This window comes from Staphylococcus sp. FSL W8-1268 (assembly GCF_038003965.1).
Classification (GTDB): domain Bacteria; phylum Bacillota; class Bacilli; order Staphylococcales; family Staphylococcaceae; genus Staphylococcus; species Staphylococcus hominis.
The window spans coordinates 1,391,487-1,405,909 of sequence record NZ_JBBOQE010000001.1; the positions used below are offsets into that span (position 1 = coordinate 1,391,487).

14 protein-coding genes are annotated in these 14,423 nt (G+C 28.4%); 4 read left to right on the plus strand and 10 right to left on the minus strand.

The genetic code is table 11. From position 1 onward, the window contains the following. Positions 1-1,278, minus strand: a complete 1,278-nt coding sequence (locus NST64_RS07090) for a homoserine dehydrogenase (protein ID WP_002455385.1) — start codon at positions 1,276-1,278, stop codon at positions 1-3. A 199-nt stretch (positions 1,279-1,477) separates the two neighbouring features. Here NST64_RS07090 and NST64_RS07095 point away from each other — a divergent pair, with 199 nt between their 5' ends. Continuing rightward, positions 1,478-2,857 carry an aspartate kinase gene (locus tag NST64_RS07095; protein WP_107632413.1) on the plus strand — a complete coding sequence of 460 codons (1,380 nt, stop codon included), beginning with the start codon at positions 1,478-1,480 and terminating at the stop codon, positions 2,855-2,857. Between the two features lie 49 nt (positions 2,858-2,906). Here NST64_RS07095 and NST64_RS07100 read toward each other — a convergent pair whose 3' ends face one another. After that, positions 2,907-3,488: a hypothetical protein gene (locus tag NST64_RS07100; protein WP_049418142.1), complete on the minus strand. Its 582-nt coding sequence runs from the start codon at positions 3,486-3,488 to the stop codon at positions 2,907-2,909. 317 nt (positions 3,489-3,805) lie between these two features. On the opposite strand from NST64_RS07100, the gene NST64_RS07105 reads away from it, so the two are divergent. Further along, a complete protein-coding gene (locus NST64_RS07105) occupies positions 3,806-4,663 on the plus strand; it encodes a hypothetical protein (protein WP_002448775.1) in 858 nt (285 codons plus the stop codon). A gap of 51 nt (positions 4,664-4,714) precedes the next feature. Here NST64_RS07105 and nucI read toward each other — a convergent pair whose 3' ends face one another. Beyond that, entirely contained in the window at positions 4,715-5,260 is a 546-nt protein-coding gene (gene nucI, locus NST64_RS07110; protein WP_107632492.1) for a thermonuclease NucI, read from the minus strand. 168 nt (positions 5,261-5,428) lie between these two features. Here nucI and NST64_RS07115 point away from each other — a divergent pair, with 168 nt between their 5' ends. After that, positions 5,429-5,620: a hypothetical protein gene (locus tag NST64_RS07115; protein ID WP_002448766.1), complete on the plus strand. Its 192-nt coding sequence runs from the start codon at positions 5,429-5,431 to the stop codon at positions 5,618-5,620. A 105-nt stretch (positions 5,621-5,725) separates the two neighbouring features. On the opposite strand, the gene NST64_RS07120 is transcribed toward NST64_RS07115, so the two are convergent. The 6 genes from NST64_RS07120 to NST64_RS07145 all read right to left on the minus strand — a co-directional run bounded on the left by NST64_RS07120 (position 5,726) and on the right by NST64_RS07145 (position 10,877). After that, complete coding sequence (locus NST64_RS07120; protein WP_002448863.1) at positions 5,726-6,328, minus strand: response regulator transcription factor; 603 nt, start codon at positions 6,326-6,328, stop codon at positions 5,726-5,728. Then, the gene (locus tag NST64_RS07125; protein ID WP_107632491.1) at positions 6,325-7,419 is read right to left on the minus strand and encodes a sensor histidine kinase; all 1,095 of its coding nucleotides are present in this window, start codon (positions 7,417-7,419) and stop codon (positions 6,325-6,327) included. The genes NST64_RS07120 and NST64_RS07125 overlap by 4 nt, the downstream gene beginning before the upstream one ends. Further along, positions 7,420-8,154: an ABC transporter permease gene (locus NST64_RS07130; RefSeq protein WP_049418152.1), complete on the minus strand. Its 735-nt coding sequence runs from the start codon at positions 8,152-8,154 to the stop codon at positions 7,420-7,422. Beyond that, positions 8,147-9,025, minus strand: coding sequence for an ABC transporter ATP-binding protein (locus tag NST64_RS07135; RefSeq protein ID WP_049418154.1), 879 nt, complete (start codon positions 9,023-9,025; stop codon positions 8,147-8,149). Before NST64_RS07135 ends, NST64_RS07130 begins: the two co-directional genes overlap by 8 nt. 143 nt (positions 9,026-9,168) lie before the next feature. Then, entirely contained in the window at positions 9,169-10,650 is a 1,482-nt protein-coding gene (gene cls / locus NST64_RS07140) for a cardiolipin synthase (RefSeq protein WP_049418156.1), read from the minus strand. 32 nt (positions 10,651-10,682) lie between these two features. Then, positions 10,683-10,877: a hypothetical protein gene (locus tag NST64_RS07145; RefSeq protein WP_002448761.1), complete on the minus strand. Its 195-nt coding sequence runs from the start codon at positions 10,875-10,877 to the stop codon at positions 10,683-10,685. A gap of 224 nt (positions 10,878-11,101) precedes the next feature. Between NST64_RS07145 and NST64_RS07150 the strand changes: the two genes are divergently transcribed. Then, the gene (locus NST64_RS07150) at positions 11,102-12,127 is read left to right on the plus strand and encodes a threonine aldolase family protein (RefSeq protein WP_002448844.1); all 1,026 of its coding nucleotides are present in this window, start codon (positions 11,102-11,104) and stop codon (positions 12,125-12,127) included. 952 nt (positions 12,128-13,079) lie between these two features. Here the strand turns inward: NST64_RS07150 and glnA are convergent. Further along, positions 13,080-14,420, minus strand: a complete 1,341-nt coding sequence (glnA, locus tag NST64_RS07155; protein ID WP_002448751.1) for a type I glutamate--ammonia ligase — start codon at positions 14,418-14,420, stop codon at positions 13,080-13,082. Positions 14,421-14,423: the final 3 nt, after the last annotated feature.

Sequence of the window (14,423 nt, forward strand, 5' to 3'; positions counted from 1 at the left end):
TTAAACTCCTTCAACTGGATAAATTTTTTCAATGTTGTAATTTGCTTTACTAAGTAGTGATTCAGGTGATTGGTCTAATCCGATAATCACAACGCCATAAGAACTAGAATCACGTTGTTCTATTTGAAGTGATTTATGGAAGGGTAAATCTGATTTAAGTTGATCTTTAAGTTTATCAATTGATTCATTACTATGAATGACAACATAGTAATTTAATTTTTCTCCAATAGCAATTGCGTCACCATTATCCATTAATTCTCGAGTTTTATTTGTTTTTAATTCGAAATGAGGTGGAAGTGTATGTAAATTTGACTCAAAGAAGAGTGCTACATTTAATAAATCACTCACTACTGCACTACCAGTAGCTAAGCTACCTGCCCCTTTACCATAAAACATAGTATCCCCTACAGCATCTCCAATAACATAAATTGCATTGTATTCATTTTCTACTGCTGCAAGCTGATGTGATTTATGTATTAAGGTTGGTTCAACGGATGCATTAACTTCGCTATGATGATATGTACTTTTACCAATTAATTTAATCTTATAACCTAATTTGTCTGCTACATTAATATCAGATAACGTTGTTTTACTGATACCTTTTACTTTCACATCATTTAACTTAATTACTTGGTTAAATGATAAATAAGAAGTAATCACTACTTTTCTAGCTGCATCAATACCTTCCACATCATCAGTAGGATCTACTTCAGCAAATCCTAATCTTTGTGCTTCAGCAAGTGCATCTTCAAATGAAGTTTGTTCTCTTGTCATTTTTGAAAGAATAAAATTTGACGTACCATTTAAAATCCCCATAAATTTAGAGATATTATTAGCATTTAACCCATTATTAATCGCGTTAACAATGGGAATACCACCTGCAACACTTGCTTCAAATTTTAAGGCTACTCCTTGTTGTTCTGCTAGGTTCTCTAGTAATTCTAAATGCACAGCAAGTAGATCTTTATTTGCTGTAATGACATGTTTTTTTCTTTTTAAAGATTCTCTTAACCAATCAACAGTTGGTTCAATTCCTCCCATTACTTCTATAACGATATCTATATCTTCATCGTTTAAAATTTCATTAATGTCTTCTGTTAAATGATATTGACTAATATTAATAGGTCTTTTTTTAGTGGTATCTCTTACTAAAATATGTTTAATAACAATATCTTTATTTAGAGTATCTTTAATTTGTTGTCGATTTTCTTCAATAATTTTTACTACACCTGAGCCTACTGTTCCTAACCCCAGTAATGCGACGTTTAATTCCTTCATAATTTTTATCTTCCTCCCATTTGTATTATTGAGAAGTACAATTGTTTTATTGAAAAACACTTAAATTTATTATACTATTAAATCAAATTAGTTGAATAGGACTTTTAAAAGAAAAAGTGAATATGTAGATATATATTATCATGTAGTATCAGGAAATTAAATAGAATTTTCTGATTTTTTAGAAAGGTTGGTAAATTTTATGAAAGTTGCTAAGTTTGGTGGAAGTTCTGTTTCAAATGCAACACAAATTAAAAAAGTCCTAAATATCGTCAATGATGACCCAGACAGAAAAATTATTATTGTATCTGCACCTGGTAAAAGACATAAGAATGACGTTAAAACAACTGACTTACTTATTCGTCTATATGAAAAAGTAATCAATCATTTGGATTATCAAGATAAAAAAAGAGAGATTATTCAACGTTATGCAGATATTTTAGAAGAATTAAATATGGAGTCTACACTCTTAGAAATAATAGATGAAACACTTGAAACAATCATTAAACAATTAAACGATAAGCATGATCGTTTATACGATGCATTGTTATCATGTGGTGAGAATTTTAATGCTCAACTTATCGCTAAATACAACGATTCTCAAGGCATTAAAACAACATATCTCTCACCAAAAGATGCTGGTATCTTAGTAACTGACTTACCACAACAAGCACAAATTTTAGAAGATGCTTATGATAAAATTTATAAATTAAGAGAAATTGAAGGAAAAATTATTATCCCAGGTTTCTTTGGTGTTTCTAAACATAACTATGTTGTTACATTTCCGAGAGGCGGTTCAGATATCACAGGTGCAATCATAGCACGTGGTATTAAAGCATCATTATATGAGAATTTTACAGATGTATCTGGTATTTTTAAGGCAAATCCAAATGTAATTGAACATCCTGAACTTATTGAAGAAATTACATATAGAGAAATGCGTGAGTTATCATATGCCGGCTTTAGTGTTTTTCACGATGAAGCATTACAGCCTTTATATAAACATAGAATACCCGTAGTCATTAAAAACACAAATCATCCAGAGGACAAAGGAACCTTTATTCGCCATGATCGTGAAGTCACAGATAAAAATCAAATTATTGGCATTAGTTGCGATAAAGATTTCACAGTTATAAATATTAAAAAATACTTAATGAATAGACAAATTGGTTTTACAAGAAGAATTTTAGAAATATTAGAAGACTATCATATCTCTTTCGATCATATGCCATCAGGTATTGATAATATTAGTATTATTATGCGTTCTAATCAAATTAAAGACAAAGAGAATGAAGTATTGAGTGCGATTAGAAAAAAATGTGATATTGATGAATTAAGCATTGACCATGACCTTGCCATCTTAATGATTGTCGGTGAAGGAATGACTCAATCTGTCGGGACTGCTAACACAATCACACATGCTCTAGCAGAATCCAATATCAACCTAAAAATGATTAATCAGGGTGCTTCTGAAATTTCTATGATGTTTGGTATTTCAAGAGAAAATGCAGATAAAGCTGTGTTATCAACTTATGAGTATTGCTATCATGGTGTATGCTTAAAAAATTTATGTCCTAAATAACCATTACATAAAAAAATCTGAGACATCTATTTGTCTCAGATTTTTTATATTAAACTTTTAGTGTAAGTGCTTTTTCAATTTTATGCTCTCCCACTACCATTTTTAAAATCACAAATTGATAATAGCTTAAAGCATCTAAAACTGACTTATAATTGGCTTCTAAATTATTTTGTTGATAATCTAATAAATCATACATTAATACGATTTCAGGTTTAATATAATCGACATCCCAAGTTAATGAATGAAAATAAATACTATTTTTAGGTAGTCGGATATTAGTGTTTAGTCTAAATATCCATTCCTCATTTATAACATCATAAATAAAAATACTTAAAATAACTTTATCATTATTAACAACGTTTATTTGAGAAATAGATGGAATATCTAAATTATCTTTATCCATGTTATGATTGGACATATCATAATATTTAAATGTATAACTTGAAGGAATAACTTTTAAAACCTCTACTATTCGTTTTCTTTCTACACAAATATCGACTTTCGAAGGTAATTCAAAAAGTTCATTTAAAAATAGTTGAATAGCAACTTCACCGTGAAATTTGAACGCTGTACGGCATTGATTTTTTAATATTCCAACTAGTTCTTCTACATGATTTTGGTGATGAGACATACAACTGTCCTCCTTAAAGGAAACGCTTTCATAAGTTAATTATACAGACACAATTTTATATTTTCAATTTTAATTTGTGAAAAATTTGTAAATCTTTTAACTCTTCTTTAGGTTATAAGATATAATTTTACACAATTTTATATTTATAATAATGAATAAATTATATCCTGTTATTATGTTCTTTTTCAACTTAAATTATCATTTTTTGTTTATTGAACATTAAATATATTTTGTTTATAATTAATTATTGATTTTTATAGAAAATTAATTTAATCATTAATCTTCTAATTTACAAATATTAAACAGGAGGTGAACATATGACACATACGATTATTCTGATTATTATTATTGTTATTCTTATACTTGCATTTATACTTAATCAAAGATACATGCAAGATAGAATAGATACTGAAGTTTACGCTAAAAATCAAATGGTCTCTAAAAATTCTTTACTCAGTAAAGAAAATTTAGAACTTAAAAATAAAATATTAAGTTCTAATAACGAGATTAGTCCTCATTCAAAACGTAATGCTAAACGTGAATTACAAGATATCTTAGACCGTTTTAAAGCTTCAGGAAAATTAAAATATTATAATATCATTACGACTAGTAATTTAGCTACTAAACATCCACTGTTTGAGTATGCAAGAACCTTTGACTATATAGTTGTATCTGACGTAGGTCTTATTAATATTGACGTTAAAAGTTGGAAACAAAAAACATTTTATCATTTTGATTTACCTACTTCTGATCACTTAGAGGGTAATGATCAAAGTGTAGAACAAATTGTAGGTCATTATATTAGTAAGCAATATCATAGTCAATTTGATTCAAATCGTAATGAAATATATACTTTTGTTGAAAAAATTCAAAACAATCGAGTCATCTATGAATTTTATCAACATGATCCTTATGAACAAGCTGCTATTAATGCAAAAATCTTAAAAGATGGCATTGAAAAATATTTTAATCATAAAGTTCAAAGTATTGGGGTCATTTATTTTAGTGATGGTAGTGTTAATATAATTGAAGGTGCTGACGAAAGAGAGAAATATATTGATACAGTATCCACAAAATCTTCTTTAGAATCTGTGATTAATAATGCTATTGAATTATCTAAACACCCTCTATCTGAAACTCAAGTTAATACTATTGTTGAAAATTTTCATAACTAAACAATGAGTATGGGAGAACATTCTTGACGAATGTTCTCCCATACTCATTTTTTAACTCCAAAGATTCACTTTATCTTTTTTAGCTTGCTGTTCATCTTTTTCAAATGTACTTCTATATTTACCGTTAGGTGAAAAGTATTTTTCACGAGCTAATCCTTTTTTAACTAATTCTTCGTTATACATTGTTTTTTCATCTAACCATACATAGGCTAATGTACGACCATAACGGTCTTCTTTTTCCTTATCATATTCTAAATACACATCTTTATTATTTAAATATTGTTTGCTGTAATTAGAAGCTTCTTTTCCATAAGGTTGAACTGGTGTGTTAGGTTTAACCGTTTCTGGTGTATCAACACCAATTAAACGTACCTTAATTTGCTCACCATTTGATTTCTTAGCCACAAATGTATCTCCATCTACAACCCGATCAACGTGGACTTTTTCTTTTCCTTTAAATTCTGTCTGTGTTGAATTAGATGAAGAATGTTGACTATCGTCTTTAAATGGCCCTGTATGATTTAAAAATTGAAATGCTAATACGCCAATAACAATGACAGCAAAAACAATTATTGTTAAATTTTTCTTTGAATTCATAGGTGCCTCCTATATTATATTTTTAATACTCAAATATAATATATAATATGTATTTAATAATCAATCAATACTTTCGACCTAAAAAGTCTACCTATATTGAATTTATTTTCAAAAAATGATTAATTGATATTCAACATGATATAATTATACATGTTAGGAGTGAAATACATGAGCGAACGTAATGAAAATTTAGTCACGATGATTGCTGTCGTAATTGCTATTATCGTTGGCGTTATTTTACAAATCGTTTATAAACTGCCTATTATTGTTTCGGTTGTTATAGCAGTATTGTTAGGCATTTTAGTTGGATTTATTGTTTATATTATTCAAAGTATTATACGTAAACGAAAAGATAAATAAGGGAGTATCATACAACGTCACTCTCAATAAAAGACTGAATTGAAAACATTAAATATCATTCAATTCAGTCTTTTTTATATATTATTTAAAATTTTTTACTTACTTTTATATCCATCCTTTTTCTTTCGCCTGCTTCCAAGCATTAAACCGATTATCTGCATTTAATTTATCAATTATATTAGACGTATAATTTCTTACTGTTCCATCTGAGAGATAAAGTTTTTCTGCAATTTCTTTACTACTTAGATTATTTCCAATTTCACGTAATACAACTTGTTCTTTATGTGTTAAGGGATTAGATTCTTTAAATAAAGTAGTCATTAATGAAGTACTATACTCTTTTTCACCTTTCATGACGTTTTGGATAGTTTGTATTAAATCTTCTACTGAACGTTCCTTCAATACGTATGCATCTACATCATTAGCCACAGCTTTTTCAAAATAGCCTGGTCTTTTAAATGTTGTTACAATAATGACTTTAGTATCTAATTTAAATTCTTTTATTTTAACTAATACTTCTAATCCTGTCAGTCCAGGCATTTCAATATCTAATATAGCAATATCTGGATGATACTTTTCAATAAAATCAAATGCGTCAACCCCATTACCACAGTCCTCAATCACGTTCATTTGGTCATTGAATTCAATCAGTTGAACCATCGCTTTTCGCAACATATATTGATCTTCTGCTATTATAATGCTAATCATTTAATATCCTCTCTTGGTATTATAATACGTATATGCATACCACTTTTATCTTTAATTTCTAGCTTTCCATTAAGAAATTGAACTCTATTTTCTATACTTTCTAACTTAATGTCTTCTGTATCGTTTAAACCTTTTCCATTATCTTGAATAATTAAGTAGAGTTCATTTTTTTCTTGTCTAACCTCACAACAGATTTTACTAGCATTTGCATGTTTAATGACATTATTGATTGCTTCTCTCAAAATCATTGATAGTATAGATTGCTTTGTTGGATTTAAAACATTTACCTTTCTTATATTTTTTAATTCAAATTGAATGTTTGCATCTTTTAAGACAGTTTTTATGGATTGAACTTCCTCTTCAAAACTTTGAGATTTTAAATTTTCAATAATATTTCTTACCTTAATTAAGGTAGCTTTAGATATCTGATTAATCGCTAATATTTCATTTTTAGCCTTTTCTTGATCTTTATCAATCAACTTATATGCCAATTCTGATTTTAAACTAAGACTTACAAATACATGACCTAGTGTATCATGTAAATCTTGCCCTATACGTTGACGTTCTTGTTCTGCAATTAATGTATTAATATACTTATTTTTCTCTTCTATTTCTTTTTTTAATGCTTCATCTTTTTTAGTTTTAAAATTTCCTAAAGTAATAATTAAAATAACTAAATAAAAGATAACTAATACAGTTATATATTGTATTTGATAAATACTTGTAATTATAAGACATAAAAATATTGCAATTATAAATGTGATAAATTCTCTTGACTTAATTGTTACTTCAAACATAAAAGGTAATGCAAATGCGCTAAAGAAAAAGAATAAGCTATTCATTGGATTAATAGTATAAACAAAATATATAATTCCTGCATAATGAACCACTAATAGGCTATATATTACGTTATTGTTAAATCGATAATAATATATTACTAACATAAGATATGACACAATAAATATAGCTAAAACAATTAAATATACAGTTTGAGAACCTCGTTTTTCATTGAAGATACTTATAATTGGAAATAACAAATATATAAGCGTAGATAGCTCTCCTAATCTAACGCTCCATTTTCTTTTTTTCATCTAACTCACTTCTTTTCTTTGATTGATCCACACTGTAATAATTAAAAATAGTATACTATATACAATTAAAATAAATAATGAAGTAATATTTAAACCTTGATTTTTAGCTAACTCTAATGCAAAATTTTTCAAATGATATGTTGGAGTAATTTTTGAAATTCTTTGTAACCAACTTGGAAATGTTTGAATTGGAAACCACAATCCTCCTAATATCGCTAACAACATATTAATTATGTTTGCTATACTATTTGCCTTTTGTGTCTCATTAAATTGAGCGATTACTAATCCTAAGGTTAAAAATAAACTTGCACCTACCCATAATGAAACACCTGAAAGCAACCATTGTTGTATACTCATGTTTACGTGTTTATATAGATGAGCAACAGTAAAAATTAAAATAATAGCCAATAAAAATAGCATTATTGTTTTTATTATTTTAGTAGTAAAATAGGTTTTACTAGATAAAGGCGTTACCATTAATCGTTTAAACCAACCTGTGTTTCTTTCTTCAATAATCTCTATAGGAAATTGCATTAAACAAAAACTCATCAAGCTAAACACTGTCATACTATACATATATTCTTTATAGAACTGCTGTTTCGCCTCTTCAGGTAAGTCTAGTAAAGAAGTAAATAATAAATAAAAACCTACCGGTAATATGATTGATAAGAATGTAGTTAGTTTCTTTCGAAAAATAATTTTAAATTCTGTTTTTAATAAAGCGATATTATTCATTTTTAGTCTCTCCCTCTTTTACATCAGCAAATAAAATTGTTTCTAACAATGTTTGCTTTTCAATAATAATGTCATTTAAATTTATATTTAATTTTTCCAAATAATATATTACTTTCTTAACATCAGATGTTTTAATTTTTAAAGTAGTATCTTCAATTTTTACATCAAAATAATTTGTTAAATTCTGTAAATCATTGTCTACTGTATTTGGCACTTTAATTATTGAATATTGTTGGTTGGTTAATATATTTCTAGGTGAATCATTTAACTTAATAATACCTTGATCAAGAAATATAACTTTATCTGCCATTCGTTCTACTTCTTCAATATAATGAGAAGTATAAAAAATAGATACATTTTCTTTTTTTAATTTCCCTATCATTGTCCAGAAATGTTCTCGCATTTCAACATCCATAGCTGCAGTAGGTTCATCTAAAATGAGAAACTTTGGTTTTCCTATTAAACACAATCCAAAATCTAATATACGTTGTTGTCCACCAGATAAGTGATTTGCATACAGATTCAACTGGCTATCATTCAATTTTGTAATTTTTTTAAATTCATCTATTGAAATTGCATCCTTATACAGTTGACAAAATAATTTATATAATTCTTTTACTTTTATTAACCTAGGAAAAGATGTTTTTTGAAATAATACCCCAATATGATTTAAATTTAATACATGATCTATATCTATAATTTCTCCCGTATCTGCTTTCAAATGATTAATTAAAATATTAATTAAAGTTGATTTTCCGGCTCCATTTTTTCCTATTAATGCAGTACTCATACCCTTTTCTATATTTAGTGATATGTTTTTCAATACTGTCTTTCCATTATATCTTTTAGATAAATGTCGAATTTGAATCATAACTCATCACTTCCTTTTGTTAATATCAATAATTTATCAACAAACAAGTTATAATTTCAGATAAAAATGTCATTATTTTTAAGTGACATTTGTCACATTAATAAAACCGACAAAGCACAATGCTTTGTCGGTTTTATTAATTCTTACAAGATTGGGGATAATAATTTGGCAATATCTTCTTTTAATTTAATTGATAATGGCCGTTTTTTATATTTCTCAATTGTAAGTTGTTTAGACTTTTTAATATCTTCTTTATACGCCTCTTTTAACTTCTTAGCTAATTGTTCATCATATACGAATGCATTAACTTCAAAGTTCAATACAAAGCTTCTGTAGTCCATATTAGATGAACCTACACTACTTACTTCATCATCAATCATTAACATTTTAGAATGTATAAATCCATTTTGATACGTATACACTTTTACTCCATACTCAAGTAATTCAGCAACATTTGAAAATGTAGACCAGTAGACAAAGGGATGATCAGGTTTACATGGAATCATTATGTTAACATCAACGCCAGTATTGGCTGCCATTTTCAATGCATTAATGTAAGCTCGATCTGGTATAAAGTAAGGTGTTTGAATATAAATAGATTTTTTCGCACTCATAATCATTTTGGTATATCCAAACTCAATTTGATGTAATTCATATGCAGGTCCACTTGAACCAATTTGAATGGCTGAATGACCATTGTGTACTTTCTTTTTAGGAAAATACTTATTATCATATTCAAATTGTGGACGATGTGCTTGAGAGTTCCAATCAAGAATAAATCTAATTTGAAGTGCATTTACAACATCACCTTGTACTCTTAAATGCGTATCTCTCCAGTATCCTAGTTTACCTAAACCTAAATAATCGTCACCTACGTTAAATCCACCAATATACCCGATTTGACCATCAATAACAATAATCTTCCGATGGTTACGATTATTCATTCTAAAGTTAATAATTGGTAGTTTAGATGCAAAAAATGCTTCTACCTCTCCACCTAATGATTCAAAACGTTTAAATTTGTGACGTTTTAATTTTTTTGAACCCACATCATCGTAGAGTAATTTAACTTCTAAACCTTCTTTTAACTTTGTTTCTAGGGCATCGATAATTCGTTTGCCTAGACCATCGATTTCAAATCCAAAGTACTCTAAATGTATGTAATCTTTCGCATTATAAATATCTTCGATTACTTTGTCATATAATTCATGACCATCAATAAATAAATCAATTTTATTGTCTTCAGTAATAAAAGCATCTTGTTTCTTTAATAGCATTCTTGCCATATCTTGATGATTTTGTAGCTGCTTATTTTCTGTATGATAGTTGTGATGATCAATTTTATGAGCTTGTTCATCAATCAAATCTTTATAAACATTTAACTCTTTACCATTATTTTTCTCCATTTTTCTTTTTGAAACTGTTCTACCGAAAAATAGATAAAGAATAAATCCAAGCACTGGTAATACAAATAATACAAATATCCAAGCCCATGTCGAAGATGCACTACGTCTGTTACGCTCTAGAAAAATCAAAATAAAAGCCAACACTAAATTGACTAAAAATCCAAGCACTAAAATGATATTCAATATTGTACCAATTTTAGGGCCAAAAAGACTTATCATAATTCTAAACTCCTACTTCTCAAATTCAACTTTTATTTATCGGCTAATATTAAAAAGGCACTTAATATTTCTTCATTATTAGGAAATTGGCGTTCTTCAATTTTATCAATTGAAACATTTAATAATTCATAGCGACTACCTTCTTCACTTGCTAAATATTGATTAATTTCATTTTCCAATTCTTCAATTGTTTGTTCTTGAATTCTTTTAAATTTTACTTTGCTCATTTGTAACACTCCATTTCATATATTTGTTTAAATCATAGTCTTTTTACATATATTTATCAACTAAATTGTAAGGATAATAGGATATCTTTTAAAAACGCTTACATTTTTATTTTTATTCACTTAAATTCACATTTGTAAAAAGGTGGTGTATACTAAACACATTCTATTCGAACTTTCAGAATAATCAGTTTAGAATAAGCATAAGGAAGTTAGGGAGGAATTCGATGATATCTTTTGAAAATGATTACCTAGAAGGTGCACATCCAAAAATTTTACAACGTTTTATTGATACAAATTATATTCAAGCTTCGGGTTATGGGGATGATCAATTTTCAAAACAAGCCGCTGATCAAATTCGAAAAACGATTCAATGTCCTGAAGCCACTGTTCGCTTTTTAATTGGTGGTACACAAACAAATCAAGTTGTTATTAATACTGTATTAAAGCCATATGAAGGAGTTATTTCAGCAGATACAGGTCATGTGGCAGTACATGAAGGGGGCGCTATAGAATTTAGTGGTCATAAAGTATTAGCAGTGCCATCTTATGAAGGTAAGATTTCACCTAAAGAAGTAAATACCTATCTTGAAACTTTTTATAGTGATTTCAAGCGTGAACATATGGTATTTCCTGGTATGGTATATATTTCTCATCCTACTGAATATGGAACGCTTTATAGCAAAGAAGAACTCAAGAATTTATCAGACGTCTGTAAAGAACATAACATTCCATTATTTATGGATGGTGCACGATTAGGTTATGGTTTAATGAGTAATGAAACAGATGTCACAATTGAAGATATTGCTAATTACTGTGACATTTTTTATATTGGTGGTACAAAGATTGGTGCACTATGTGGTGAAGCGATTGTATTCACAAATAATAATGAACCTACACATTTCACTACACGTATTAAACAGCATGGTGCCCTACTTGCTAAGGGACGTTTAGTTGGTATTCAATTTTTGGAATTATTTACTGATAACTTGTATTTTGAAATTAGTCGACATGCTATTAATATGGCGAATAAAATGAAACAAGGATTTATCGATAAAGGTTATAAAGTGTATTTTGATTCTCCTACTAATCAACAGTTTTTCGTATTAAGTGATGATAAGATTAAAGATCTTCAGAGTAAAGTGAAATTTGCAATTTGGGAAAAATACGATGATACACATCGTGTTGTTAGATTTGCAACAAGTTGGGCAACAACTGAGGAAAATATAGATAAACTTTTAGAATTAATTTAACTATTAATTGATTTAATATAGACCTTAAGATGACGTACTTTGGGTCTATATTTTTATGTTTACATAATATTTTTATAATTTATAAAGGTTTTACTGATATATTTAATAAATATTATCTAAAAATAAGATTTACATATTATGAAAGAATAATTAGTGGCAGGCGAACATGAAAAACAAAAAAAATATACTTCTTAAAATATCGATAAAAAAGATAAAAAAAGCAAGATAATAACAAAAATAAAAAACACATCATCTTATCATTTGATTACTTAAAACTCTCAATCAAACTGCAAATAAGAATCAAGCAGCAATACAATTCAATACTATTCAAAATAATAATAGTAAACAAAATCAATATCATAATGAATGGTATTAACTGGTGATACGATTGGATACATCACACCTGATGATACACAGTGTACTATATATCTCCGTCACAACAAAATAGTAACCAGAAAATTTATAATCATAACGAAATTTACAGAACGAAAGAAGAGCAAAAAGTCCGTAATCACTTGATTAATAGATACAATATCAAGTTGATTGGTCAAAGCAACATTAAAATTAATGTATATACTTTTATTTATTTTCGGAATATTTCTAATTAAAAGAAGTTTTTCTCATTTTCTATATTTGTTCGTCATTATTGTCTAAATTCTTATTGTTCTGTCTTTCTGTCATAATATTACTTTGAATGTGCTAAATAAAAATTAACATTTATAAACCAATATTGAAAATTAAATAAAAAGCTAAACGATCTATGATTAAACTAAAAAATTTTGAAAAGTATATAAAGAATGTTTTTTAATACTTACTTGACCAAAAATTGACCAATTCACTACTTTTTAAGAAAGTGATCAAGTAAAAATAGATTATTTTTAAACAAAAAAGAAGCTAAGGCAAATGCCTTAACTCCTTATATCCCTAAGTCTTTCCCCTTTTTGCTTAGCGATTAGTATTGTTTCATGTATTGATCGCGTTCCCATTCAGAAACTTGAGTTCTGTAATAGTCCCATTCGATAGATTTAGAATTAATAAATTGATTATAGATGTGATTGCCTAATGCTTTTTTAACTGTATCGTTTTCACGCATTGCTTTTAATGCAGTGTAAAGTGTAGATGGTAAATCTTGAATACCTACTGCTTCACGTTCTTCACGATTCATTTCATAGATATTTTGATTTACTGGTTCTGGTACTTTAGTTTTGTTTTTAATACCGTCTAAACCAGCTTGTAAGATCGCAGCTAAAGCCATATATGGGTTAGCAGCTGGGTCAACTGAACGTACTTCAATACGAGTTGATAAACCTCTTGAAGTAGGTACACGTACTAATGGAGAACGGTTTTTACCACTCCAAGCAATGTAACATGGCGCTTCGTAACCAGGTACTAAACGCTTATATGAATTGACTAATGGGTTACATACTGCTGTAAATCCACGTGCATTATTTAAGATACCTGCAGTAAAGTGATAAGCATCTTCAGTTAATTGATCTTTGCCGTTTGGATCAAAGAATGCATTTTCTTTACCTTTGAATAAAGATACGTTGAAGTGCATACCACTTCCATTTACACCAAATAATGGTTTTGGCATAAATGTCGCATGTAAATTATGTTTACGTGCAATTGTTTTAACAACTAATTTAAATGTTTGAATGTTGTCACATGCTGAAATTGCATCTGCATATTTGAAGTCAATTTCGTGTTGACCTGGTGCTACTTCATGGTGACTTGCTTCGATATCAAAGCCCATATCTTCTAATTCAAGGACGATGTCACGACGACAATTTTCACCTAAGTCAGTTGGTGCTAAGTCAAAGTAACCACCATTATCATTTAATTCTAATGTTGGTTCACCTTTTTCATCCAATTTGAATAAGAAGAATTCCGGTTCAGGTCCTAAGTTGAAATCTGTATAACCTAAGTCTTCCATTTCTTTTAATATACGTTTTAAGTTCGTACGTGGATCCCCAGCAAATGGTTCTCCATCAGTTGTATAAACATCACAAATTAAACGTGCTACTTTGCCTTGACCTGCTGTCCAAGGGAAGATAACCCAAGTATCTAAATCTGGGTATAAATACATATCTGATTCTTCAATACGTACGAAACCTTCGATTGAAGATCCATCAAACATCATTTCATTATCTAACACTTTTTCTAATTGGCTTACTGGAACTTCCACATTTTTAATTGTGCCTAAGATATCAGTGAATTGTAATCTTAAATATCTTACGTTTTCCTCTTTTGCAAATTTGCGAATATCTTCTTTTGTAAAAGTACGTTTTGACATGGT

Coding starts and splice junctions, on each gene's coding strand:
- cls (WP_049418156.1), bottom strand. CDS start 10,650: ATGATAAGTCTTTTTGGCCCTAAAATTGGTACAATATTGAATATCATT.
- NST64_RS07150 (WP_002448844.1), top strand. CDS start 11,102: ATGATATCTTTTGAAAATGATTACCTAGAAGGTGCACATCCAAAAATT.
- NST64_RS07145 (WP_002448761.1), bottom strand. CDS start 10,877: ATGAGCAAAGTAAAATTTAAAAGAATTCAAGAACAAACAATTGAAGAA.
- NST64_RS07090 (WP_002455385.1), bottom strand. CDS start 1,278: ATGAAGGAATTAAACGTCGCATTACTGGGGTTAGGAACAGTAGGCTCA.
- NST64_RS07115 (WP_002448766.1), top strand. CDS start 5,429: ATGAGCGAACGTAATGAAAATTTAGTCACGATGATTGCTGTCGTAATT.
- NST64_RS07135 (WP_049418154.1), bottom strand. CDS start 9,025: ATGATTCAAATTCGACATTTATCTAAAAGATATAATGGAAAGACAGTA.
- NST64_RS07095 (WP_107632413.1), top strand. CDS start 1,478: ATGAAAGTTGCTAAGTTTGGTGGAAGTTCTGTTTCAAATGCAACACAA.
- NST64_RS07120 (WP_002448863.1), bottom strand. CDS start 6,328: ATGATTAGCATTATAATAGCAGAAGATCAATATATGTTGCGAAAAGCG.
- NST64_RS07100 (WP_049418142.1), bottom strand. CDS start 3,488: ATGTCTCATCACCAAAATCATGTAGAAGAACTAGTTGGAATATTAAAA.
- NST64_RS07130 (WP_049418152.1), bottom strand. CDS start 8,154: ATGAATAATATCGCTTTATTAAAAACAGAATTTAAAATTATTTTTCGA.
- glnA (WP_002448751.1), bottom strand. CDS start 14,420: ATGTCAAAACGTACTTTTACAAAAGAAGATATTCGCAAATTTGCAAAA.
- NST64_RS07125 (WP_107632491.1), bottom strand. CDS start 7,419: ATGAAAAAAAGAAAATGGAGCGTTAGATTAGGAGAGCTATCTACGCTT.
- NST64_RS07105 (WP_002448775.1), top strand. CDS start 3,806: ATGACACATACGATTATTCTGATTATTATTATTGTTATTCTTATACTT.
- nucI (WP_107632492.1), bottom strand. CDS start 5,260: ATGAATTCAAAGAAAAATTTAACAATAATTGTTTTTGCTGTCATTGTT.